The organism is Pseudomonas sp. Je.1.5.c (assembly GCF_051129895.1).
GTDB classification, from domain to species: domain Bacteria; phylum Pseudomonadota; class Gammaproteobacteria; order Pseudomonadales; family Pseudomonadaceae; genus Aquipseudomonas; species Aquipseudomonas urmiensis.
The window spans coordinates 30,121-51,552 of record NZ_JBCPSP010000035.1; the positions used below are offsets into that span (position 1 = coordinate 30,121).

General features: G+C 61.8%; 23 protein-coding genes. 6 read left to right on the plus strand and 17 right to left on the minus strand.

From position 1 onward, the window contains the following. Positions 1-204: 204 nt before the first annotated feature. Together AAZU54_RS21050 and AAZU54_RS21055 are read right to left on the minus strand one after the other, a co-directional pair. On the minus strand, positions 205-870 hold the full coding sequence (locus tag AAZU54_RS21050) for a fumarylacetoacetate hydrolase family protein (RefSeq protein WP_186555894.1): 666 nt from the start codon (positions 868-870) through the stop codon (positions 205-207). Positions 871-895: 25 nt separating this feature from the next. Beyond that, positions 896-2,293, minus strand: a complete 1,398-nt coding sequence (locus AAZU54_RS21055) for an FAD-binding oxidoreductase (RefSeq protein ID WP_312153308.1) — start codon at positions 2,291-2,293, stop codon at positions 896-898. Positions 2,294-2,463: 170 nt separating this feature from the next. Here AAZU54_RS21055 and serA point away from each other — a divergent pair, with 170 nt between their 5' ends. Continuing rightward, positions 2,464-3,693, plus strand: coding sequence for a phosphoglycerate dehydrogenase (gene serA, locus AAZU54_RS21060; protein WP_264235734.1), 1,230 nt, complete (start codon positions 2,464-2,466; stop codon positions 3,691-3,693). Positions 3,694-3,834: 141 nt separating this feature from the next. Here serA and AAZU54_RS21065 read toward each other — a convergent pair whose 3' ends face one another. Continuing rightward, complete coding sequence (locus AAZU54_RS21065) at positions 3,835-4,311, minus strand: DUF4399 domain-containing protein (RefSeq protein WP_186555891.1); 477 nt, start codon at positions 4,309-4,311, stop codon at positions 3,835-3,837. Positions 4,312-4,534: 223 nt separating this feature from the next. On the opposite strand from AAZU54_RS21065, the gene AAZU54_RS21070 reads away from it, so the two are divergent. Then, a complete protein-coding gene (locus AAZU54_RS21070; protein ID WP_186555890.1) occupies positions 4,535-5,023 on the plus strand; it encodes a transporter substrate-binding domain-containing protein in 489 nt (162 codons plus the stop codon). A 100-nt stretch (positions 5,024-5,123) separates the two neighbouring features. Here the strand turns inward: AAZU54_RS21070 and AAZU54_RS21075 are convergent, their stop codons facing one another. Both AAZU54_RS21075 and AAZU54_RS21080 read right to left on the minus strand, forming a co-directional pair. Further along, entirely contained in the window at positions 5,124-5,627 is a 504-nt protein-coding gene (locus AAZU54_RS21075) for a DUF523 domain-containing protein (RefSeq protein WP_186555889.1), read from the minus strand. Then, positions 5,614-6,237: a 2OG-Fe(II) oxygenase gene (locus AAZU54_RS21080; RefSeq protein ID WP_186555888.1), complete on the minus strand. Its 624-nt coding sequence runs from the start codon at positions 6,235-6,237 to the stop codon at positions 5,614-5,616. Before AAZU54_RS21080 ends, AAZU54_RS21075 begins: the two co-directional genes overlap by 14 nt. 120 nt (positions 6,238-6,357) lie before the next feature. Here AAZU54_RS21080 and AAZU54_RS21085 point away from each other — a divergent pair, with 120 nt between their 5' ends. Next, positions 6,358-7,110, plus strand: coding sequence for a DUF2059 domain-containing protein (locus tag AAZU54_RS21085; RefSeq protein WP_186555887.1), 753 nt, complete (start codon positions 6,358-6,360; stop codon positions 7,108-7,110). On the opposite strand, the gene AAZU54_RS21090 is transcribed toward AAZU54_RS21085, so the two are convergent. Then, complete coding sequence (locus AAZU54_RS21090) at positions 7,111-8,037, minus strand: alpha/beta hydrolase (RefSeq protein WP_186555886.1); 927 nt, start codon at positions 8,035-8,037, stop codon at positions 7,111-7,113. Between the two features lie 130 nt (positions 8,038-8,167). Here AAZU54_RS21090 and AAZU54_RS21095 point away from each other — a divergent pair, with 130 nt between their 5' ends. Beyond that, complete coding sequence (locus AAZU54_RS21095; RefSeq protein WP_434727635.1) at positions 8,168-8,749, plus strand: DUF6436 domain-containing protein; 582 nt, start codon at positions 8,168-8,170, stop codon at positions 8,747-8,749. Positions 8,750-8,814: 65 nt separating this feature from the next. Then, on the plus strand, positions 8,815-10,062 hold the full coding sequence (locus AAZU54_RS21100; protein ID WP_434727636.1) for an S-type pyocin domain-containing protein: 1,248 nt from the start codon (positions 8,815-8,817) through the stop codon (positions 10,060-10,062). A 41-nt stretch (positions 10,063-10,103) separates the two neighbouring features. Here AAZU54_RS21100 and AAZU54_RS21105 read toward each other — a convergent pair whose 3' ends face one another. Continuing rightward, on the minus strand, positions 10,104-10,655 hold the full coding sequence (locus AAZU54_RS21105; RefSeq protein WP_264236791.1) for a sugar O-acetyltransferase: 552 nt from the start codon (positions 10,653-10,655) through the stop codon (positions 10,104-10,106). 85 nt (positions 10,656-10,740) lie between these two features. Between AAZU54_RS21105 and AAZU54_RS21110 the strand changes: the two genes are divergently transcribed. Continuing rightward, entirely contained in the window at positions 10,741-13,104 is a 2,364-nt protein-coding gene (locus tag AAZU54_RS21110) for a penicillin acylase family protein (RefSeq protein WP_434727637.1), read from the plus strand. A 36-nt stretch (positions 13,105-13,140) separates the two neighbouring features. Here the strand turns inward: AAZU54_RS21110 and AAZU54_RS21115 are convergent, their stop codons facing one another. The 10 genes from AAZU54_RS21115 to AAZU54_RS21160 form a co-directional block, all read right to left on the minus strand. Continuing rightward, a complete protein-coding gene (locus AAZU54_RS21115; protein WP_264236795.1) occupies positions 13,141-14,019 on the minus strand; it encodes a transporter substrate-binding domain-containing protein in 879 nt (292 codons plus the stop codon). Beyond that, positions 14,016-14,789, minus strand: a complete 774-nt coding sequence (locus AAZU54_RS21120) for an amino acid ABC transporter ATP-binding protein (protein WP_186555880.1) — start codon at positions 14,787-14,789, stop codon at positions 14,016-14,018. The genes AAZU54_RS21115 and AAZU54_RS21120 overlap by 4 nt, the downstream gene beginning before the upstream one ends. After that, a complete protein-coding gene (locus AAZU54_RS21125) occupies positions 14,786-15,445 on the minus strand; it encodes an amino acid ABC transporter permease (protein ID WP_186555879.1) in 660 nt (219 codons plus the stop codon). The genes AAZU54_RS21120 and AAZU54_RS21125 overlap by 4 nt, the downstream gene beginning before the upstream one ends. After that, a complete protein-coding gene (locus AAZU54_RS21130) occupies positions 15,426-16,091 on the minus strand; it encodes an amino acid ABC transporter permease (protein WP_186555878.1) in 666 nt (221 codons plus the stop codon). The genes AAZU54_RS21125 and AAZU54_RS21130 overlap by 20 nt, the downstream gene beginning before the upstream one ends. 566 nt (positions 16,092-16,657) lie before the next feature. Then, entirely contained in the window at positions 16,658-17,443 is a 786-nt protein-coding gene (locus AAZU54_RS21135; RefSeq protein WP_186555877.1) for a MetQ/NlpA family ABC transporter substrate-binding protein, read from the minus strand. A 183-nt stretch (positions 17,444-17,626) separates the two neighbouring features. Beyond that, positions 17,627-18,574 carry a sigma 54-interacting transcriptional regulator gene (locus AAZU54_RS21140; protein WP_434727638.1) on the minus strand — a complete coding sequence of 316 codons (948 nt, stop codon included), beginning with the start codon at positions 18,572-18,574 and terminating at the stop codon, positions 17,627-17,629. Between the two features lie 65 nt (positions 18,575-18,639). After that, entirely contained in the window at positions 18,640-19,221 is a 582-nt protein-coding gene (locus AAZU54_RS21145; protein WP_405129251.1) for an alpha/beta hydrolase, read from the minus strand. A gap of 178 nt (positions 19,222-19,399) precedes the next feature. Next, positions 19,400-19,801: an ExbD/TolR family protein gene (locus AAZU54_RS21150; RefSeq protein ID WP_434727639.1), complete on the minus strand. Its 402-nt coding sequence runs from the start codon at positions 19,799-19,801 to the stop codon at positions 19,400-19,402. Position 19,802: 1 nt separating this feature from the next. Then, positions 19,803-20,525 (minus strand): MotA/TolQ/ExbB proton channel family protein, encoded by a 723-nt coding sequence (locus AAZU54_RS21155; RefSeq protein WP_186555873.1) that lies wholly within the window; start codon positions 20,523-20,525, stop codon positions 19,803-19,805. A gap of 45 nt (positions 20,526-20,570) precedes the next feature. Then, entirely contained in the window at positions 20,571-21,365 is a 795-nt protein-coding gene (locus AAZU54_RS21160) for an energy transducer TonB (RefSeq protein WP_405129252.1), read from the minus strand. Between the last annotated feature and the right edge of the window lie 67 nt (positions 21,366-21,432).

Here is a 21,432-nt window from a genome sequence, read left to right on the forward strand (position 1 = left end):
GGATGCCGCGTTTTTCCTAACGCCGGCGAATGGACGAAATTGCGTGCATTATCCGGATTGTTTGTGAAAAAAACGCTAATTGCTGCCAGGACAGGTGGCTCAGTCATGGCCTCTTCGCGGGCAAGCCCGCTCTCACAGGTTTGTGCAGCGCTGCAAGGTGCTGTGAGGCGGTTTTACCCGTGAAGAAGGTGCGGCGGTATCAGATCAGAGCACCCGGCTCTCGAAGCGGACCACACCCGGCAGTTCCAGCACCAACTCATCACCGACATTGAACGGCCCGACACCCGCTGGAGTACCGGTCAAAATCACATCCCCCGGCTGCAGCGAGAAATGCGAGGCAATGTGCTGGATGATCGGCACGATCGGATTGAGCATCAGCGCGCTGTTGCCATCCTGGCGCACTTCGCCGTTGATGGTCAGGCGCACCGGAATGTCCTTGAGGTCTTCAAAGGTGCCGGCAGAAACGAATGGCGGCAGCACGCAGGCGCCGTCGAAGCTCTTGGCCAGTTCCCACGGCAGGCCCTTCTCCTTGAGTTTGGCCTGCAGGTCGCGCAGGGTCAGGTCCAGCGCCGGGGCGAAACCGGAGATGGCATCGAGCACCTCTTCTTCCGAAGGATGGGCTGACAGCGGCTTGCCCAGCAGCACGGCGATTTCCGCTTCATAGTGCACCGAGCCACGCTCAGTCGGGATCTTGAAGCCACCTTCCAGCGGCACCACGCAACTGCCCGGCTTGATGAACAGCAGCGGCTCGGTCGGAATGGGGTTGTCCAGTTCCTTGGCATGTTCGGCGTAGTTGCGCCCGATGCACACCACTTTGCCCAGCGGGAAGTGAATGCGCGTGCCGTCTACGTACTGGTGCTGGTAACTCATGGCCGACTCCTTCTGCTTACTGCTTTTATTCAGGAGCGAAGATCTTACCCGGATTCATGATGCCGTTAGGGTCGAAAACGGCCTTTATGGCTTTCATGCAGGCGATTTCATGCGCTGAGCGGCTATAGCCCAGGTAGTCGCGCTTGGTCATGCCCACGCCATGCTCGGCGGAAATCGAGCCGTTATAGCGCTCGACGATCTCGAATACCCACTTGTTGACCTTGGCGCAGGAGGCAAAGAAGTCGTCCTTGCTCATGTCGTCGGGCTTGAGGATGTTCAGGTGCAGGTTGCCATCGCCAATATGGCCGTACCAGACCACTTCGTAATCGGGGTAGTGCTGGCCGACGATCGCATCGATTTCGCGCAGAAACGCCGGCACCTTGGAGACGGTGACGGAGATGTCATTTTTGTACGGGGTCCAGTGGGAGATGGTCTCGGAAATGTACTCGCGCAGCTTCCACAGGTTTTTCAGCTGGGTTTCGCTTTGGCTCATCACCCCGTCCAGCACCCAACCTTGCTCGACGCAATGCTCGAAGGTGGCCAAGGCGTCGTTGGCTACATCTTCATTGAGGGCCTCGAACTCCAGCAGCGCATAGAACGGGCAATCAGTAGCGAACGGCGGCGGTACATCGCCACGACCCATGACTTTGGCCAGGGCCTTGTCGGAGAAGAACTCGAAAGCGGTCAGGTCAAGGCGACCCTGGAAGGCATGCAGCACCGGCATGATCGAGTCGAAGTCCGGCGTGCCCAGCACCATCGCGGTGAGGTTGCGCGGCGCGCGGTCAAGACGCATGGTCGCTTCAACCACAAAGCCCAATGTGCCCTCGGCACCAATGAACAGCTGACGCAGGTCGTAGCCCGTGGCGTTCTTGATCAGGTCTTTGTTCAGCTCCAGCAACTCGCCCTTGCCGGTAACCACTTTCAGCCCAGCGACCCAGTTGCGGGTCATGCCATAGCGAATCACCTTGATTCCGCCGGCATTGGTGCCGATGTTGCCGCCAATCTGGCTGGATCCCGATGAGGCGAAATCTACTGGGTAATAAAGGCCGTTATCTTCGGCAAACTGTTGCAGCTGACGGGTCACCACACCGGGTTGGCAAACCACCGTGCGGTCGAATTCATTGAAAGCCAGAATCTGGTTCATGTAATCGAACGCAACGACCACTTCACCATTGGCCGCCACCGCACCTGCCGAGAGCCCCGTTCGTCCGCCAGAGGGCACCAGTGCTACCTTGTGCTTATTGGCCCAGGCGACGATAGCCTGCACCTGTTCGGTGGTCTTGGGCAGCACAATGGCGCTGGGCGCGGGAGGGTAATGCTTGGTCCAGTCCTTGCCGTAAGCCTCGAGCGAAGCGGGATCGGTAAGGACCTTGCCAGGGTCGACCAGGGTCATCAGCTCATCAATTACCGCAGGGTGGGTCATCGCTGGAACTCTCGACTTATTCATAGTCACCCTGAGCACTCTTCACCTGTCGGTATGGGCTCAGATTGTGTCGCGTATGCTAGCATAGCCCTCCCGCTGTTCGTGCTAAGGCCGACGCCGCGCCGCTTTACCCCCTCGCCATTTTTTCTCCGGGATACAGGTTTACGCAGATGAGCAAGACTTCTCTCGACAAGAGCAAGATCCGGTTCCTTCTTCTTGAAGGTGTGCACCAGAACGCGGTCGATACCCTCAAGGCTGCCGGCTACACCAACATCGAGTACCTCACGGGTTCCTTGCCAGAAGCAGAGCTCAAGGAAAAGATCGCCGACGCCCACTTCATCGGCATCCGCTCGCGCACCCAACTGACTGACGAGATCTTCGACTGCGCGAAGAAACTGGTCGCGGTCGGCTGCTTCTGCATCGGCACCAACCAGGTCGACCTGGAAGCGGCCCGCGAGCGCGGTATTGCCGTGTTCAACGCCCCTTACTCGAACACCCGCTCGGTGGCCGAGCTGGTGCTGGCCGAGGCCATCCTGCTGCTGCGCGGCATCCCTGAGAAGAACGCCTCGTGCCACCGTGGCGGCTGGATCAAGAGCGCGGCCAACTCGTTCGAAATCCGCGGCAAGAAGCTGGGCATCGTCGGCTACGGCTCGATCGGCACGCAACTGTCGGTCCTGGCCGAGAGCCTGGGCATGCAGGTGTACTTCTTCGACCCACTGACCAAGCTGCCACTGGGTAACGCCACTCAGGTCGCCAGCCTGAACGAGCTGCTGGGCCTGGCCGACATCGTCTCGCTGCACGTGCCTGAGCTGCCATCCACCCAGTGGATGATCGGCGAGAAGGAAATCCGCGCGATGAAGAAGGGCGCGATCCTGATCAACGCTGCCCGTGGCACCGTGGTCGAGCTGGACCACCTGGCCGCCGCGATCAAGGACAAGCACCTGATCGGCGCTGCCATCGACGTATTCCCGGTCGAGCCGCGCTCCAACGACGAAGAGTTCGAAAGCCCGCTGCGCGGCCTGGACAACGTGATCCTGACCCCGCACATCGGTGGCTCCACCGCCGAAGCACAGGCCAACATTGGCCTGGAAGTGGCCGAGAAGCTGGTCAAGTACAGCGACAACGGTACTTCCGTGTCGTCGGTCAACTTCCCGGAAGTTGCCCTGCCGGCTCACCCAGGCAAGCACCGCCTGCTGCACATCCACCAAAACATCCCGGGTGTGCTCAGCGAGATCAACAAAGTGTTCGCCGAGAACGGTATTAACATCTCCGGTCAGTTCCTGCAGACCAACGAGAAAGTGGGTTACGTGGTCATCGACGTAGATGCCGAGTACTCGGACCTGGCCCAAGAGAAACTGCAGCACGTCAAGGGCACTATTCGCTCGCGCGTATTGTTCTAAGTTCTCTGGCTGGATGAAAAAGGGAGGCCCTGGTGGCCTCCCTTTTTTCGTTGGGTCAGTTGCGGCGCAGGGACTGGCGTGGGAGCGGGCTGGCCCCGCGATGAGGCGTTAACTACCCCAGCCAATCCTGCTAAATGTTCATTACTTGACCGTAACAGTGATCTTCTGCGACTCAACGCCCGGTTTGAACGGCACGTGATACTGGTCACCCAGCACCAGCTGCAGGGTGTGCTTGCCCGGCGTCAGGGTGATGGTGGCTTCTGTCTGCGCCTTGCCGAAGTGCAGCACCTGCGGCCCAGCCGGCAGCGGCGCGTTATTCTCTGGCATCAGGCTAGTCGGCAGCGGCATGTCCTTGACCGGCTCTTTGTCGACATCCACCAGCAAGTGGTGATGGCCGCTGTGCGGGGTCTGGTCGCCCGCAGGTTTAAGCTCCATGCCCTCGATACCGAATTTGACGGTGAAGGTCTTGTCGACCGTAGCGCCATCGGCGGGGGAAACGATGAAGACCTTGGCGCCCGTCGGCGGCTCCTGGCTCTTGAGGGCATCCGCGGCACTGGCAAACAGCGACGCCCCCATCAGCAGACCGGCAACCGCAGCACGCGAAAATAGGCTGTTCATTCACTTCTCCTGTGATTCACTTCAATAACCGCTACCGAAACGAAAGGCAGCGGAAGTTCAACATAGACCAATTGTGGCCAAAGGTGTCTAAAACCCACGTTATAAAAAAATCAGGGCAGACTAAAACATTAATCGGGACACAAGGTCATAGCCTGCGTTCGACCGAGGCAAGACAGAAAGCCGCGGCGAATGAAATTCACCTGCCGAACCAGAAGGGGCTCTCATGCGTTTGACCATTGGCGTACTGCTGGCAGTACTGATCACTCCGTTGGCTCAGGCCGAGCTGATAGACGAAATCAACGACCGGGGCGAACTGCGCATTGCCGTACAAGCCGACACACCGCCCTATGCGTTCAAGGACGCAGAGCACCTGACCGGGTTCGATATCGAATTGGGCCAGGCACTGGCCAAGGAGCTGGACCTGCGCGCCGAGTTCATCGAGGCGCCGGCCGAAGAGGTGTTGCCGGGTGTGGAAAGCGGCAAGTTCGATATTGCCTTGAATCAGATGAGTGTCGAGCAGAAGGTCGAAGGAGCCCTGGATGTCAGCCAATCGTTTGGCAAAGCCAAGCGGGTTATTCCATTCCAGAAAGACAACCCGGCGTTCGAGAGCTCAGTGAACAACGCATTGCAGCGGATCAAGGATGACGGCCGCTTGGCGGCGCTGGAGAAAAAATGGCTTGAGGGTGGCGAGCAAGCTACGGCAGGTCAGTGACGCCCTCATCGCGGGGCAAGCCCGCTCCCACGAGCTCCCGACAGGCAGCGTGGGAGCGGCGTCGTGGGAGCGGGCTTGCCCCGCGATGAGGCCGGCACCTTCAGCGCATTAATGCCTGAACAGCCTGCTCTGCCTGATCCAGTTCCAGCTCACTGAACACCAACACCCCCTCGCGCCGCAGCAGCGCGGTGGTCACCCCTTCGCCCGGCACCTTCACCCCACTGAAGCTGCCATCGTAGGTCAAGCGGTTACCGCACGAAGGGCTGCCAGACTTGAGCACCGCCACCCGGATGCCATGCCGTCGAACCACCGCCAGGGCCAGCTGAGCACCCGCCAGAAACGCCTCGCTGACATCCTCACCCGACACCGCGATCACTCGCGCCTGACCGGCAAGTACCTGCGCGCCCTGCCCGCCCGGAATCTCCGCCGGCGGACGCGGGGTTGGCAGCCCACCGGCCACCTCTGGACACAACGGCACTACCCGGCCCTCGGCCTGCCAGCGTTGCAGCAAATCCGGATGGCCGCTGGCGCGCCCGTCATAGCGAACCGGCTGGCCGAGCAGGCAGGCGCTGACCAGCACCTTGGCGCACTCAGAACGGCTCATTGCCACGCCGCCGGAACCAGCCGGTCAAGGACAGTCGATCTCGCCTGGCTGCCAATACTTCGTGGGGGATATCCCCGGAAAGGAACACCACCAGGGTGCCCGCCGTAGGCTGCACATCGCGTACGACCTCATCGGCAAGGAACATGCGCAGCTCGCCACCATCGCCGGGCTGCCAGTTTTCATTGAGGTAAAACACCGCCGAGACCGCCCGTCGATCGTCATCACGGAAGCGATCCAGGTGCCGGCGGTAGAAGGCCCCTGGTGGATACAGGGCGAAGTGGCACTCGTAGTCCTCAAGACCGATGAACAACCCCTGGTTGATCGCCAGGCGCAGCTCATCCATGGCATCGAGGTACTGATCGCAGTCGTCAGACTCGCCAGGGTCGAGCCATAGGATGTGATCGCCACGGATCGCCTCGCGAACCTCTTGGGCAGCGCCGCGCCCAACCCCGGCAGGGTTGAGTTCGCCTTCGGCAGCGCGGCGTCGGCATTCGGTCGCCAGTGCGCGAACCAGGTCGGCAGGCAGAAAGTTGGCCTGCTCAGACCAGCCACGGGTGGCCAGGTCATCGACAACAGCCGACAGCATGGGAGATTCGAGAGTATTGTGCATGGCGCATCATATCCATTCGCCCTGCCCCCCTCCAGCGCCACTTGGCTGACGTTCGTCATTGCGTCTCGACAAACTCACGCCACGCCACGGACAATAGCGCACTGCCGACAGGAGTCCTGAATGCGCCGTTTGTTTTCCCTGCTCTTGCTGATGATCTGCACCATGCCTGTCTGGGCAGACACCCTCGATCAGCTGTACAAGGCCGCCGGCTGGCCAGACCAGCGCGCCCATTTCACCGATGCCGTGAGCGCCGCCCAACAGCGCTACCGCAATAGTCTGCCGCCTGCGGTTTACCAGGCGTTGGTGAGCAACAGCAACCAACGCTTCCAAGCCCAGGCCATGGACCAACGGGCCCAGGCCCAGCTGCGCAGCAACCTGAGCAATCCGGCGCCCGCCCTGGCCTTCTTCCAGTCGCCGCTGGGCCGCAAGGTGGTGGCCGCCGAGCTGCTGGCCACGCGCAAGGACCAGTTGGCGAAAAACGCCAAGGGCCTGCCGAAGATCCAGGCCAGTGACACCCGTCAGTTGATCATCGGCCACCTGGCCCAGGCCCTGCCGGCTCGCGAAGCCGGCGCTGAAGTCAGCCTGGCGATTGCCGGGGTCGCCGCCGACAGCCTGAGCTCGATGATTCCCGGCCTGTTTGGCGCAGGACAAGCCCAGGGCCTGCTCGACGGCCAGCGCCAGCGGCTGATGAACCAGATTGGCGAAGACCTCAACAACACCCTGCTGTACGTGTACCGCGACCTGAGCGATGCCGAGCTGGAACAGTTCTCGACCTTCGCCGAATCGGCAGAGGGCCAGGCCTACTACAAGGCCGCGCTGGCCGCAGTACGCGCAGGCCTGGCGGTCGGCCAGAGCGCCAACGACCTCAAGTGATCAGCCAAGGCGCTGATCGATGAAGTCGAAATAGCGCTGACGAATGGCCGGCAGCTCGTTGGCCAGATGATGCCGCGCCTCAGGCAGCATCAGGATTTGCGGCTCAGCGAACTTGGCCTTGAGCACCTTGAGGTTGTAGGGCCAGTCGACCGTACCATCGGCCTCCCCTTGCACGATCAACGGCCGCCGCGCACTGCGCGGCGCGGCCTCGATGCGTTTGACCCAAGCCATCAGCGCCCCGACCCAGGCCGTCGGCAGACGGCGCGGCTGCAGCGGGTCGGCTTGCAGAAATGGCAGGAATGCCGGGTCGTTGCTGTTCTCGCTGAAACGCCGCTCGATGCCGTTGACGAAGTGGCGCAGCACCCGATAACTGAGCTTCGACCAGCGCCAGGACTGTGGCCGTACCAGCGGCGCCAGCAGGATGACCTGGCCGTCCACCGGGCTGCGCTCGCCGCTGTAGAGCAAATGATCGACCGCAATCGCGCCGCCGGTACTCTGCCCGCACAGGTGCCAAGGGCGCGGCAGATCAAGGCCACGCGCTTGCTCGAACAAGGCGTCCAAGGTCTGCTGGTAGAGGGCAAAATCAGTGATGCTGGCCCGCTCGCCGCTCGATAGCCCGTGCCCTGGCAGGTCGCAACTGATCACCGCGTAGCCCTGGCCCAGTGCCCATTCGATCACGTGGCGATACAGCCCCATATGGTCGTAGTAGCCGTGCAGCAACAGCAGCGTGGCCACCGGTTGCAGCGGCAGCCAGACCTGCCCGACCAGTTCGAAGCCACCGGCCTTGAAGCCCCCCAACCAGCTCTGCGCCGGCAGGTCCAGGCCATAGAAGCGCTGATACTCCAAAGCCTGCGCCGATAACGGATGGCGCTCGGTCAAGGGGGCCAGACTGGCACGCAGCAGGTCGGGATGCAGTGAAGCGGGCATGGGGTAAATCCACAGCGATATTGACCTGTGATATTCAGCTTATGCTCGCGACATGGCAAGCTGAGCGCCCCTTAACAGACACCACCGCTCCTACAGGGTTCTGCGGCGGCCATTGGTCTACGGACAACCCATGCCGACACGATCCATCAAGATGCTGCTGGGCACGCTCATGGCAGTACTCTGCGCCGCCGTTGTCTGGTGGGCCTACGACAGCTTCCAATCCCGCTACCTACGTCCCTTCGACAATCAAACCACCCTGTTCGACGGCAGCTCGCTGCGCCTGCCCGCCGAGCTCGCCGGACCTGGGCCGATTCGCGTGGTGCACTTCTGGGATCCGGCCTGCCCGTGCAACGTCGGCAACCAGCAGCACCTGAGCGAACTGATCGAGCATTTCACACCGCTGGGGGTCAATTTTCATCTCGTGCAAAGGCCGGGCAGCCAGGGTCAGCTGCCCGCCGACCTTGCTCGTCTGCAGTTGATTGCCAACCTCCCCGGCAGCGAGCAACTACCCGCCAGCCCTGCCGTAGCCATCTGGGACCGTCAAGGGCGGCTGGCCTATTTCGGCCCTTACAGCGAAGGGGCGGTGTGCAATTCCAGTAACAGCTTCATCGATCCGATCCTCAAGGCGCTGCTGGAAGGCCGCCAAGTACAGGCCTCCAACACCTTGGCCATAGGGTGTTATTGCCCCTGGCAAATAGCCCGGACGCAATAAATATGTACCGCATTAGCGGCTGAGGGCGCACCTAGCTTAGGAACCTCCAAAACGAGGAGAACTGTATGGCTAGCCAACGCTTCAGCAATCTGTCCCCCGCTAATGCAAACCAGGATCGCTCTCGGGCAAATCAAAGCGAACGACAGCAGTCTCGGATCAACCGGCAGCTTGAACAGAGCGAACAAAAGCTCAATCAACTGCTTGTCACTCAGCAGCAATACCAACTGGCCCGCTCAAGCGTGGAAGATCTGCTCAGTACCCTCGACCGCCCATCTCAGCTTGCTCGCGAACTCGAGCAGCAAACCTCCGAGCTGATCAAGGCCCGCACCAGGTTGCGTGAGCTTTCGTTCGAAACGGTATTGCGCGCGCAGTTGCTGCAGAGCGAACCCGCCAGTATCGATTTAGCCCTGCGCCTGCAAAGACGCCCATTGCCGAACGACCGCAGGCAAGAACTCACTGAGCTCAGAGCTCGTATCACCAGCATCCTCGACAATCATCTGCGCACCTGGCCGAACGAGAACGAAGTGGCCGACGCCCTGCAAACAATTGCTGCTCGCGTGATCAATACGGCATTCGACCAGCAGTCATCGCTCGCAACGCAAAGCAGGGTCACCTTCAATGCCTGGACTGCCAGCACCTCCCATGCCTTGGTGCTGGCTACCTCACGTGGCGGCATCGCCCACTTCGAGTCGGTATGGGGGCGCCTCGGTGAGTCGCTGCAAAGCCTTGCCCCGCGCCTTCTAGAGCAAGCGCTAGATACCAATGACAGGCAGGCAAGCTTGATGCGCTACTCGGCGCGGTTGGGCGATGGTGGGCGCATGGGCGTCAGCGTACCGCTGTCCTACATGACCCCAGGCACAAACCTTGCCCAACAAGCTAACCAACTGATCGACCAAACCCTGGCTCTGCAGCTGCACATGACGGTTGCAGCAGTTGCCGAACAGACTGAGGTGGCACTGGTAGCTACCGGCAGCACGCGCGATGTGCGTGTACGTCAGGCACTGTGGGACGCTGACCTGGGCGCCTATCGCTTCAACACCGAAGGACCAGGCTTGGCCAGCATTCGGTGGCACCCGACGACACCGCCGTCCAGCCTGCCCACCATCGATCCCGAGACCGGCAACGCCATCGCACCGCCACCAATCGACGAGGATGTGCAAACCCACTTCCCAGGTAGCATAAGCGTGCCTCGCGAGCCGGAGATTCGCAGCGTGCTGCCAACGAGCGAGGCGCAGGTCGATGACTACGTCATCACCTTCCCTGCCGACTCGGGGCTGGCGCCGATCTATCTGATCCTGCGCAATCAGCTGTAACCACCCTCAGCCCTGCGACCATCACCGCAGGGCTGTACGCCTCACCCGCGCACCCGCGCCGGGTTACCTACGACCGTCGCCCCCGCCGGTACATCACGGGTCACCACGCTGCCAGCTCCGACCACGGCATTGTCGCCAATGGTCACGCCCGGCAGGATGATCGCCCCGCCGCCAATCCAGACATTATTGCCGATGGTCACCGGCCGTCCGCTTTCCAGCCCAGTGCGGCGCACTTCAGGGTCCATAGGGTGATCGGCGGTGTAGATCTGCACGCTGGGGGCAATTTGGCAGTCGTTGCCGATGCGCACCGGCAGGACGTCGAGGATCACGCAGTTGAAGTTCATGAAGGTGTTGGCACCCACACTGATGTTGTAGCCGTAGTCGCAAAAGAACGGCGGGCGGATAACCACCCCTTCGCCAACACCGGCAAAGTGTTCGACCAGCAATGCATGCCTGCCGTCGTTGAGCAGCTCGGCGCTGTTATTGTAGCGCTGCATCCAGTGTTTGTTGGCGATCTGCTCGGCCTGTAGCTCGGGGCAGCTGGCGTGGTAGAGCTGACCACTGAGCATTTTCTGTTTTTCGCTTAGGGACATGCTAACTCCTTTCGAGACTATTCTCTGATCGCGAATCCGTCGATGATCGGACCACAGTTTGCCCCCGAATGCACAAGGAGTCCTGATGAAACGCAGCCTGACCGTGTTGGCTATCGTCGTCGCCGTGGCCGCTGGCGCCGGTTACTGGTACGTGCAGGTCAAGCAGCCGCAGCGTACCGGCGAGGTGGTTATCAGCGGCCTGCAAGCGCCGGTCAGCGTGCGCTATGACGCCCGCGGCGTCCCGCATCTGCAGGCGCAGAATGAAACCGACCTGTACCGCGCACTGGGCTACGTGCATGCCCAGGACCGATTGTTCCAGATGGAGATCATGCGCCGCCTGGCGCGGGGTGAACTGGCCGAAGTGCTGGGCAGCAAATTGCTGCCCACCGACACCCTGTTTCGCAGCCTGCGCATTCGCGAGCAGGCTGAACGCATGGTCCAGCGCCAGGACCGTCAAGGCCCGGCCTGGAAGGGCCTGCAAGCCTATCTGGATGGGGTCAACCAATGGCAGGCCAGCCATCCCAAACCCATGGAGTTCGACATCCTTGGTATCCCTGCACGCCCCTTCACCGCCGAAGACACCCTGAGCATCGCCGGCTACCTGGCCTACAGCTTTGCCGCAGCGTTTCGCACCGAGCCTGCCCTGACCTACATTCGCGATCAACTGGGCCCTGAGTACCTGAAGATCTTCGACCTCGAATGGCAGCCCGATGGCGCCCTTGCAACGCCCCTGGCCAGTGCCGATTGGCGCAGCCTGGAGCAGTTGGCGCGGCTCAGTCACGACGCGCTGGGCGAGGTAGGCATCCCGCAGTTCGAGGGCAGTAATGCCTGGGCCATATCCGGCAGCCGCACGCGCAGCGGTAGGACGCTGCTGGCGGGCGACCCCCACATCGGTTTCGCCGTGCCAGCGGTGTGGTATGAAGCCGAGCTTTCTGCCCCAGGCTTCAGCTTGTATGGCTATTTCCAGGCGCTCAACCCCTTCGCGCTGCTGGGCCACAATCGCGACTTTGGCTGGAGCCTGACCATGTTCCAGAACGACGACGTCGACCTGATCGCCGAGAAGGTCAACCCAGCCAATGCCGAGCAAGTCATGATCGACGGCCAGTGGCAAACGCTGCAGCAGACCCAGCAGCAGATCGCGGTGAAAGGTGAGGCACCGGTGGATATCACCTTGCGCCGCTCGCCCCACGGCCCGATCGTCAATACCGTGCTGGGCGAAAACGCCGGACCTGCGCCAATCGCCATGTGGTGGGCCTTCCTGGAAACGGAAAACCCGGTGCTTGAAGGCTTCTACCAGCTCAACCGCGCCGATACCCTGGGCAAGATGCGTTTGGCGGCGGTGAAGATCCAGTCACCAGGGCTCAATCTGGTATGGGCCAACGCCGGCGGCGATATCGGTTGGTGGGCGGCAGCGCAACTGCCGATCCGTCCCGATGGGGTCAACCCGGCGTTCATTCTCGACGGCAGCAGCGCACAGGCACAAAAGCTTGGTTTCTATCCCTTCAGCGTCAACCCGCAACAGGAAAACCCAGCCAGCGGCTACATCGTCTCGGCCAACTACCAGCCACCTGCCGCCGTGCCGGTGCCCGGCTACTACAACCTGGCGGATCGCGGCCGCCAACTCGACCGTCACCTGGCCAACCCTGAGGTGAAGTGGGACGTGGAGAATAGCCAGGCACTGCAACTCGATACCGCCAACGATTATGGCCCGCGCACCCTAGCGCCGCTGCTGGCCACCCTGCGCAGCGTTGCCGAGGGCGATCAGGAGAAGGAGCTGGTTGAACAATTGGCAGCCTGGCGCGGCGACTACCCCGTTGACTCGATCACTGCCACGCTGTTCAACCAGTTCCTTTACGAACTGGCGTATGCAGCGTTGCATGACGAGCTGGGCGACAGTTGGTTCCCGGTGCTGATCAGCACCCGCGCCATCGACGCCGCCTTACCGCGCCTGGCCGCCGATGCCGAATCGCCCTGGTGGAATCAGCGCGGCGCCAACCAGCGTACCGACCGCGATGCCATCGTTCGTCAGGCCTGGGGCAAAAGCCTGACGCACTTGCGTGAGACCTTCGGCAAGGACCCGGCCAGCTGGCAGTGGGGCAAGGCCCACACCCTGACGCACGGCCATCCGCTGGGGGTGAAAAAACCGCTGAATCTGTTGTTCAACGTCGGGCCGTTTGCCGCACCGGGCACCCATGAGGTGCCGAACAATTTGTCGGCGAAGATTGGCCCGGCGCCTTGGCCGGTGACTTATGGACCTTCGACACGGCGGGTGGTGGATTTTGCCGATGCGGGGCAGGCGCTGAGCATCAACCCGGTTGGGCAGAGTGGGGTGCCGTTTGATCGGCATTATCGCGATCAGGCCGAGGACTATATCGAGGGGCGTTATCAGAAGGCGCAGATGGGGGTGATTCCGGCGCGCAGTACCCTGAGATTGATACCGGCTGAATGATTGTTGGGGCCGCTTGGCGGCCCCAACATCTTCAGATCACCCCTGCCACTTACCGCCTTCGACAATCACGCTCTCAGGCTTGGTGTCATCAGAAAGCTCTTTACGCACATACTGGTCATACAGCTTGAGCAGGAATTTCTCCTCACCCAACTTGGCCAGCTCGGCATTGACCCAATCGCGCAGCTCGGTGTTGCCCTTCTTCACCGCCGGCGCAATCGGCGCTTCCTCACCCAGCAGCTCCGGCAGCACGCGATAGCCCGGATTCTGCTTGGCCCAGCTGAACAGAATCAGGTTGTCCTGGGCGTAAGCATCGCCACGGCCGTTGGCCAGGGCTTGCAGCGATTCGCTGTTTTTCTCGAACTTGAGCAGTTTCCAGTCCGGATGGTTCTTGGTCAGCCAGATGTCAGCGGTAGTCCCCGTGGTGACGATGATGGTCTTGTCGGCCAGGTCATCGAGCTTCTTCACCGCGCTGCCGTCAGCCACGATGGCCTGCACCGCAACGCGCAGGTTGGGGTTGGTGAAATCCACCGCTTCCTTGCGCTCCGGAGTCACGGTCATGTTGGCCAGGATCAGGTCGACCTTGTCGCTCTGCAAAAACGGAATACGACTGGCCGGCTCGACCGCGACGAATTCCACCTTGTTCTCGTCGCCCAGCAGATCAAGGGCCAGACGCCGGCCGATATCGGTATCAAAGCCCACATAACGCCCGCTTTCATCGACGAAACCGAACGGCGGTTTGTCGGTGAACACACCGACGATCAGCTTGTCGCGGGCCTTGATCACTTCCAGGTAGCTGGTGGCCGGCGCCGGGGTTGCCGCGCCGGGTTTGGCCGGCTCTTCAGCCTTGTTGCAGCCGGCCAGCAGGGCCAGGCCGAACAACGGCGCCAGCAGTTTGGTGAGGTTGGCAGTTTTCATGACAGTTCCTTTTCTAATGTCTTCGGCAGGCTTTCGACGAAGGAGAATTTCTCCAGGAACTGCTGCGCGCGTGCGGTTCGCGGTTGGGTGAAGAAGCTCTCGGGGTCGCTTTGTTCAAGGATCCTGCCGGCCTCCATGAACACGATGCGGTCGGCCACCGCGCGGGCGAAGGCCATTTCATGGGTAACGATGAGCAGGGTCATGCCGTCGCGGGCCAACCCTTGGATAACTTGCAGCACTTCCTTGACCATTTCCGGATCGAGCGCGGCGGTGACTTCATCGAACAGCATCACCTGCGGATTCATGCACAACGAACGCACGATCGCGATGCGCTGCTGCTGACCGCCGGACAGCTGACGCGGGAAGGCGTCGCGCTTGTCCAGCAAGCCAACCCGCGCCAGCAGTGCTTCAGCCTGGGCCTGGGCTTCGCCGCGCTGGCGCTTCTGCACCTTGAGCGGGCCGAGCAGCAGGTTGTCGATCACGCTCATGTGGCCGAACAGGTGATAGCTCTGGAACACCATGCCGACCCGTTGGCGCACCTGGCGCCAGTCGGTGCCCGGTTCAAGCAGTTCTTGGCCTTCCAGGCGCAAGTGGCCGCTGTGGGCCTGTTCCAGGCCATTGAGGCAACGCAGCAAGGTGCTCTTGCCGCAGCCGCTGGGGCCGAGGATTACCACCACTTCGCCGGCGTGAACCTGCAGGTCGACATCTTTGAGTACCTGCTGCTCGGCAAAGTATTTGTTGAAGCCTTGGAATTCGATCAGTGCGTTCATGCGTGGGCCCAGCGACGTTCCAGCGCGCGCGAGGCGGCGGACAGCGGATAGCAGACAAAGAAGAAGAACAGGAACAGCGCGCCATAGATCAGCACCGATTCGTAGGTGCGTTCGATGATCTGCTGGCCGGCCTTGATCACCTCGACCACGCCGATCAGCACCGCCAGCGAGCTGGTCTTGATGATCCGCGTGTAGATGTTGATGGTCGGCGGGGTCATGCGCTTGAGCGCCTGCGGCAGCAGCACGTAGCCATACAGCTGCCAACTGGCCAGGCCAATCGACAGCCCCGCCTCACGCTGGCCACGCGGCAGCGACTGCAACGCACCGCGCACTACCTCCCCCACTTCGCTGGCGCCCCACAGGCCCAGCACCAGCACCGCGCACCAGAAGCTGGGGATGCTGATGGAAAAGAAGATCGGCAGGCCGAAAAACACCAGGTACAACCAGACCAGCACCGGGATCGCCCGGAACAGCTCCAGGTACACCTGCAACAGCAAGTTCAGCAGCCGGTTGCCAACTGTAGCGAGCACGCCATAAAGCACCCCACCCAGGGTCGCGAAGACAATTCCCAGCGCCGAAATAGCCAAGGTTTGCCCTGCCCCTGCCGCCAGTTGCGGCAGCGAGATCAGCAGCAGCTCAGGAGCCGAACTGGCCATGTTGCAGCCTCCTTTCGACATAGCGCAGCAGCAGCGACAGCGGCAGGAACAGCAACACGCAGAGCAGGGTCAGCACGGCCAGCATTTCGTAAGTCTTGTAGTACAGGGCGATGTAGTTCTTGGTGGTGTAGAGAATCTCCGGCACCGCTACCGCCGAGACCACGGTGGTCTCCTTGAGCAGGAAGATGAAGTTGGCGAACAGCGCCGGCAAGCTGAGGATGCCGGCCTGGGGCAGGATCACATGGCGCAGCAGCTGGCCCTCGGACAAACCAATCGAGCGCCCCGACTCCAGCTGTGCGCGCGGCACCGCCTCGACACCCGCCCGCAGGACTTCGGTCAGGTAGGCACCGCCCATGAACGTCATGGTGATGATTGCCGCGGCAAAGCCGGACACCTTCACCCCAAGGGTGGGCAAGGCGAAGTAGATGAAGAACAGCTGGATCAACAGCGGCGTGTTACGCGCCAGTTCCACGTAACCCTTCACCAGGCGCCACAGGTAGGGGGTGCGAAACACCAGGATGGTGGCGTTGATCACGGCCACCAGCAACGAGGTGGCGATAGCGATCAGGCCGACTTGCAAGGTCACGCCAACGGCTTGGAAAAACGCCGGCAAGGTGCTGAGCATGAACGCGGTGTCGAAGGTCATGGCTGGCGCCTCGACACGAGGTTGCAGGGGTACGGCATTGGAGTCATTCCCAGTCGGCGCGAGGGTCACTCGGCGTCGTTGTCGATCAAATCAGGGGGTGCGGGTAAGCACGCTGGGTAGACTCTAAAGGTATAAAAAACTTTCTCTAAATACCCTTATTGCATATTGATATCACTTGATGGGCTAACCAGAAATTTCCTACCTAAGCTTGGGATCTTTCATGGAAAAAGTGCCTCAAACAGGTTTCAAACTGTGACCTGCACGGCCCATCAAACTAACAAGGACGATAACGATGAACAGCCCTTGCACCCCTACTTCGAACGAACAACTTCAGTGGTTGCTGGCTTTGCGCAAGGCCCTTGCTGGACAGCGCTGATTCCTGTTTGTCAGGTTAGGCCCTATCGCGGGGCAAGCCCGCTCCCACGCAGTAATCCAACGTTTAAAACATCGCGTGGGAGCGGGCTTGCCCCGCGATAGCGCCGGCACTGACAACCCAGCACCCCCGGCACAAACAAAAACGCCGACGCAAATGCGTCGGCGTTTTTATACGGGATAACCCAGACGTATCAGAACGCCGGCAGCACCGCACCGCTGTACTTCTTGGCGATGAATTCCTTCACCTCTGGGCTGGTCAGGGCCTTGGCCAGCTTCTGGATGGCGTCGCTGTCCTTGTTGTCAGGACGCGCCACCAGGAAGTTCACGTAAGGCGAGTCGGCACCTTCGATCACCAGGGCGTCCTTGGCTGGGTTCAGGCCAGCTTCCAGGGCGTAGTTGGTGTTGATCATATCCAGGTCGACCTGGTCCAGCACACGCGGCAGCATGGCCGATTCCAGCTCGCGGAACTTCAGCTTCTTCGGGTTCTCGGCGATGTCTTTCGGGGTCGCCAGGGCGTTCTTCGGATCCTTCAAAGTGATCAGGCCAGCCTTCTGCAGCAGCAGCAGGGCACGGCCGCTGTTGCTCCCTTCGTTAGGGATGGCAACGGTGGCGCCTTCCTTGAGCTCGCTCAGGCTCTTGACCTTCTTCGAGTAGCCGCCGAAGGGTTCGACGTGCACGCCAATCACGGTTTCCAGGTGGGTGCCCTTGCCTTCGTTGAAGTTCTGCAGGTAAGGCAGGGTCTGGAAGTAGTTGGCGTCCAGACGCTTCTGGTCGACCTGCACGTTCGGCTGAACGTAGTCGGTGAAGACCTTGATCTGCAGGTCGACGCCTTCTTTGGCCAGGGTCGGCTTGATCAGCTCGAGGATCTCGGCGTGGGGTACCGGCGTTGCGGCAACCACCAGTTTTTCAGCCGCGTGGGCCAGGCCAGTCAGCGACAGGGCAGCAGCCAGGGCCGCAGTCAGCAGGGATTTCTTCATGGTGATCCTTAATCAAGCTGGGCCATCGGCGATGGCAATGTTGGGTGCCCAGCGCAGGCTGCGGTGGGCGTGAGGCGGACAATACCGGGATTTTTTATTCCGGAACAATATCTTTTGCTTAGCTGCTTATTCCAAAAACAAACTGCCATTACCGCATTTGCTTATGAGCGGCTACGCGCCGCTCTAGCGCGCAGGTTGCTCAAGGTTGGCCAAGGCGTTCTCCAGCAGCTGGCGCAGGGCGGCGGCGGTTTCTGGCTCGCGGCTACTGCTCAGTTGTGCCAGCTGGGCGGCGAGGCTGGCCAGCGGCGCGGTGTCGGGCAGATCGAGATGCTCGGGGAGAATTTCCTCGCCGTCGCTGACCAGCAACGCGAAGTGAATGACGTTTTCCAGCTCACGGGTATTGCCCGGCCAGCTGTGAGCTTCCAGCGCCTGTTGCGCTTGCTCGCTGATCAGCGGCAGCGGCCGCTCCAGGCGCACGCTATAGATCCCGACGAAGTACTCGGCCAACGGCAGGATGTCGCCGACCCGCTCACGCAACGCCGGCAACGCCAGTTCGCCTTCGTGGAGGTAGTGATGTAAGCGCTCATTGAAGCGCCCCGCCCGGACCGCCAGGCCCAGGTCGATGCTGGAGGCGGCGACCAGGCGCACATCCACTGGCTGCGGATGCTGCGCACCGACGCGGGTGACTTCACGATTTTCCAGGGCGGCGAGCAGCTTGCCCTGGATGGCCAGCGGCAGGTCGGCGATTTCATCCAGATACAGCGTGCCGCCATTGGCCGAGCCAAACCAGCCCGCGCGGCTGCTGGCGGTGCCGCCATGGGTGCCAGCGCTGTAGCCGAACAACTCGGCATCGGCGTAGGTGTGGCTGATGGCCGCGCAATTGACCGAAACGAACAGGCCGCCACGGTCGCTGGCCCGGTGGATCTGCCGCGCCAGCAGCTCTTTACCGGTACCGGTCTCGCCACGGATCAACACCGGCAACGGCTGTGGCGCCAGGCGCTCAAGGTCTTGGCGCAGCTGCTGCGAACGTGGGTCGACGAACACCAGCGCCTTGGCGCGGATGCTCAGCGGGCTTTTATCCAGTTCCGGGAAGGTCAGCAGGGGCTGGCCGAAAGGGCTGTGAAAAGTCATGACAAACTCCCGCCCGGGGCCGCTACCGGCCGGGCGTCTCAGGCATTGTGTGGATAACCGCCGGATCAGGCGCGGCGCAGTGCGCGTTGCTCGATTCGGCCCTGCAGGCGGTAGAGGTAAGCGAAACCCTGCTCCCAGCGCTCATGGCCGGACTTGACGTTGATATGCCCGGCATTGGCCAGCAGGCCAACCTCGGCACCCCACGACTGGGCCAGGTACAACGCTCGCGGCACGTTGACCGCCGGGTCGTTGTCGGAGCTGACCACTTGGCTAGGGAACGGCAGCGCCTGCATCGGGATCGGTGCGAAATTGCGCAGCGCCGGCGCGCAGGTGGGCCGCTCGACATCAGCCGGGGCCACCAGCAAGGCACCGCGTACTTGGCGCAACAAGGCTGGGCTGGCCTGCGCCGCCCAATGGGCAACCGTGATGCAACCCAGGCTATGGGCGATGAGAATCACCGGCGAGCTGTCGGCGCTGATCGCCTGCTCAAGTGCCTGCACCCAATCGCTGCGCAGCGGCGTCAACCAATCGTGCTGCTCGACCCTGGCGCTGTTGGGCAGGCTGCGTTGCCAGTGACTCTGCCAATGATTGTCTGGCGATCCTTGCCAGCCCGGCACAATCAGGTACCGAATCGACTCATTGCGCATGGGGGACGCCTCCTGGAAGTTTGCGTGCTTGCAGACAAGTATAGGGAGGGAGTTATATTCGTAAAGGAATAAGAAGCTATTTATTTATAACTTATTTTCAGGTTCAGCAAAAAAAAGAAGGGCCATCCCCTGCCAAGAGATATGGCCCTGAAGCACTTGCCTGAAGAAGGTTTGCCGATCAGCGCGCGGTAATCACCGCCAGCTTGGTAATGCCCGCACGCTCGATGGCCGCCATGGCCCGCGCCACCTCGCCATAGTTGACGCCATCGTCAGCCTGCAACTGCACACGCAGCTCGGCGTCCTTGGCCTTGGCATCCTTGAGGTTGGCTTCCAGCAGGTCGGGCTGGATTTCATCCTTGTTGATTAACAATTTGCCGCCGCCATCGATGCTCACCACCAACGGATCCTTCTGCTCCACCGGGGCTACGGCCTCGGTCTTGGGCAGGTTGATCGGAATGGCGTTGGTCAGCAGTGGCGCGGTGACGATGAACACCACCAACAGCACCAGCATGACGTCGACCAGTGGCGTAACGTTGATTTCACTGAGGACTTCGTCGCTGTCCTGGGTCGAGAAGGCCATATCAGGACGCCTCCTTCACAGGCTGGGTGAAACCGGTCTGGGCCTTGTGCACGGCAGGGTGGACCAGCACGCGGAAGGCACTCTTCTGCGCCAGGCTGTAGAAGTCGTGGGCAAAATCATCGAGGTCGGCGGCGGTCAGCTTGAGCCGGCGCAGGAAGTAGTTGTAGACCAGCACCGCAGGCACGGCGACGGCGATACCGACACCCGTGGCAACCAACGCCGCACCGATCGGACCGGCCACGGTTTCCAGGCTGGCCGAGCCTGCCGCACTGATGCCTTTAAGCGCTTCCATGATCCCCCACACCGTGCCGAACAGGCCGATGAACGGCGAGGTGCTGCCGATACTGGCAACCACTGCCAAGCCGGTTTCCAGCGAGCGGCGCTCGCGCACGATCTGTTGGCGCAGGGCACGTTCGAGGCGGTCCTGATGGTTGATCGACTGGCTCAGGTCGCTGGCATGGCCTGGCTCACCCACCGCGATAGCGGCGTAGCCGGACTGAGCGACACGGGCAGCAGGGCCGGGCAGCTCATGGCTGATTTCAGCAGCTGAATCGAGGCTTGAGGCGGCCCAGAATTGCTGATGGAAGCGTTTGTCCTGGTTCTTCAAGCGCACGAACTGCACCACCTTGACCAAGGCCAGGCCCCAGGTGACGACAGAGAAGCCAACCAGCAGCCAGATGACTGCGCTTTCTACGGATTCGAGAGGGGATGCCAACAGGCTCATGATGAGGTCTTCCTATGTTCTGCCAATGTTCTGTTCAGGTGCGTATTAACGAAGCTTGAAATCGATCGGGACACTGACCCAGCCGGACTGGGCCACATCGCCCTGCTTGGCTGGGACGAAGCTCCAGCGCTTGACCGCAGCCAACGCGGCGGCGTCCAGCGCATCGCGGCCGCTGCTCTTCTGGATCTGGATCTGCCCCGGCTTGCCGCTGGCCAGTACCTCGACCCGCAGCAGCACGGTGCCTTCCCAGCCGCGGCGCTGGGCCATCTGCGGATACTCCGGCGCCGGGTTCTTCAGGTAGGCGGCGTTGGCCGATGGCGGCGTGACCGGCGCTGGAGCAGGCGGCGCTACTGGCGCGGGCGCGGCGACGGGGGGCGGCGGCGTTTCGACCGGCTTGGGCTCGGGCTTGGCCACAGGCTTGGGCGCAGGCTTGGGTTTAGGTTTTGGCACTGGCTTGGGTGCCGGCTTGGCTGCCAACTCGTCGACTACCGGCGGCGGTGGCGGCTCGACGATTGGCGGCGCAGGCGCAGGAGGCGGTGGCTCGACCACCGGTGGCGCCGGTGCGGCGAACTCGATGGTCATCGGCGGAATCTGCGGCGGCACCACTGGCAACGGTGGGGTTGGCGACTGGCTGACCCAGTAAGCGGCGGCGCCGTGCAGGGCTACAACCAGCAAGGCCAGGGCCCATTTGTCGCGGCGCTTGAGGCCGCTGACCGGCGTGCGTTGCAGGCGCAGTTGGCCGAGTGGCAGGCGAAGCGTCCGTCCAAGCTCGACCAGGTCGCCCGGGGCCGGACGCCATGGCTGGTCGTAGGCCCTGACGGCCGACTGGACATTACCCATTGATCAAACTCCTGGGGTGTTGATTCAGGTCTTCAGCCCTCCTTGGGTGGGCCTCGTGGCTGAATCA

Bases quoted from the DNA above. Each gene is read 5' to 3' on its own strand.
- AAZU54_RS21155 (WP_186555873.1), bottom strand. From the start codon at position 20,525: ATGAGCCTGTTGGCATCCCCTCTCGAATCCGTAGAAAGCGCAGTCATC.
- AAZU54_RS21125 (WP_186555879.1), bottom strand. From the start codon at position 15,445: ATGGCCAGTTCGGCTCCTGAGCTGCTGCTGATCTCGCTGCCGCAACTG.
- AAZU54_RS21130 (WP_186555878.1), bottom strand. From the start codon at position 16,091: ATGACCTTCGACACCGCGTTCATGCTCAGCACCTTGCCGGCGTTTTTC.
- serA (WP_264235734.1), top strand. From the start codon at position 2,464: ATGAGCAAGACTTCTCTCGACAAGAGCAAGATCCGGTTCCTTCTTCTT.
- AAZU54_RS21080 (WP_186555888.1), bottom strand. From the start codon at position 6,237: ATGCACAATACTCTCGAATCTCCCATGCTGTCGGCTGTTGTCGATGAC.
- AAZU54_RS21135 (WP_186555877.1), bottom strand. From the start codon at position 17,443: ATGAAGAAATCCCTGCTGACTGCGGCCCTGGCTGCTGCCCTGTCGCTG.
- AAZU54_RS21050 (WP_186555894.1), bottom strand. From the start codon at position 870: ATGAGTTACCAGCACCAGTACGTAGACGGCACGCGCATTCACTTCCCG.
- AAZU54_RS21115 (WP_264236795.1), bottom strand. From the start codon at position 14,019: ATGAAAACTGCCAACCTCACCAAACTGCTGGCGCCGTTGTTCGGCCTG.
- AAZU54_RS21110 (WP_434727637.1), top strand. From the start codon at position 10,741: ATGAAACGCAGCCTGACCGTGTTGGCTATCGTCGTCGCCGTGGCCGCT.
- AAZU54_RS21105 (WP_264236791.1), bottom strand. From the start codon at position 10,655: ATGTCCCTAAGCGAAAAACAGAAAATGCTCAGTGGTCAGCTCTACCAC.
- AAZU54_RS21150 (WP_434727639.1), bottom strand. From the start codon at position 19,801: ATGGCCTTCTCGACCCAGGACAGCGACGAAGTCCTCAGTGAAATCAAC.
- AAZU54_RS21120 (WP_186555880.1), bottom strand. From the start codon at position 14,789: ATGAACGCACTGATCGAATTCCAAGGCTTCAACAAATACTTTGCCGAG.
- AAZU54_RS21065 (WP_186555891.1), bottom strand. From the start codon at position 4,311: ATGAACAGCCTATTTTCGCGTGCTGCGGTTGCCGGTCTGCTGATGGGG.
- AAZU54_RS21055 (WP_312153308.1), bottom strand. From the start codon at position 2,293: ATGACCCACCCTGCGGTAATTGATGAGCTGATGACCCTGGTCGACCCT.
- AAZU54_RS21075 (WP_186555889.1), bottom strand. From the start codon at position 5,627: ATGAGCCGTTCTGAGTGCGCCAAGGTGCTGGTCAGCGCCTGCCTGCTC.
- AAZU54_RS21085 (WP_186555887.1), top strand. From the start codon at position 6,358: ATGCGCCGTTTGTTTTCCCTGCTCTTGCTGATGATCTGCACCATGCCT.
- AAZU54_RS21160 (WP_405129252.1), bottom strand. From the start codon at position 21,365: ATGGGTAATGTCCAGTCGGCCGTCAGGGCCTACGACCAGCCATGGCGT.
- AAZU54_RS21090 (WP_186555886.1), bottom strand. From the start codon at position 8,037: ATGCCCGCTTCACTGCATCCCGACCTGCTGCGTGCCAGTCTGGCCCCC.
- AAZU54_RS21145 (WP_405129251.1), bottom strand. From the start codon at position 19,221: ATGCGCAATGAGTCGATTCGGTACCTGATTGTGCCGGGCTGGCAAGGA.
- AAZU54_RS21100 (WP_434727636.1), top strand. From the start codon at position 8,815: ATGGCTAGCCAACGCTTCAGCAATCTGTCCCCCGCTAATGCAAACCAG.
- AAZU54_RS21095 (WP_434727635.1), top strand. From the start codon at position 8,168: ATGCCGACACGATCCATCAAGATGCTGCTGGGCACGCTCATGGCAGTA.
- AAZU54_RS21140 (WP_434727638.1), bottom strand. From the start codon at position 18,574: ATGACTTTTCACAGCCCTTTCGGCCAGCCCCTGCTGACCTTCCCGGAA.
- AAZU54_RS21070 (WP_186555890.1), top strand. From the start codon at position 4,535: ATGCGTTTGACCATTGGCGTACTGCTGGCAGTACTGATCACTCCGTTG.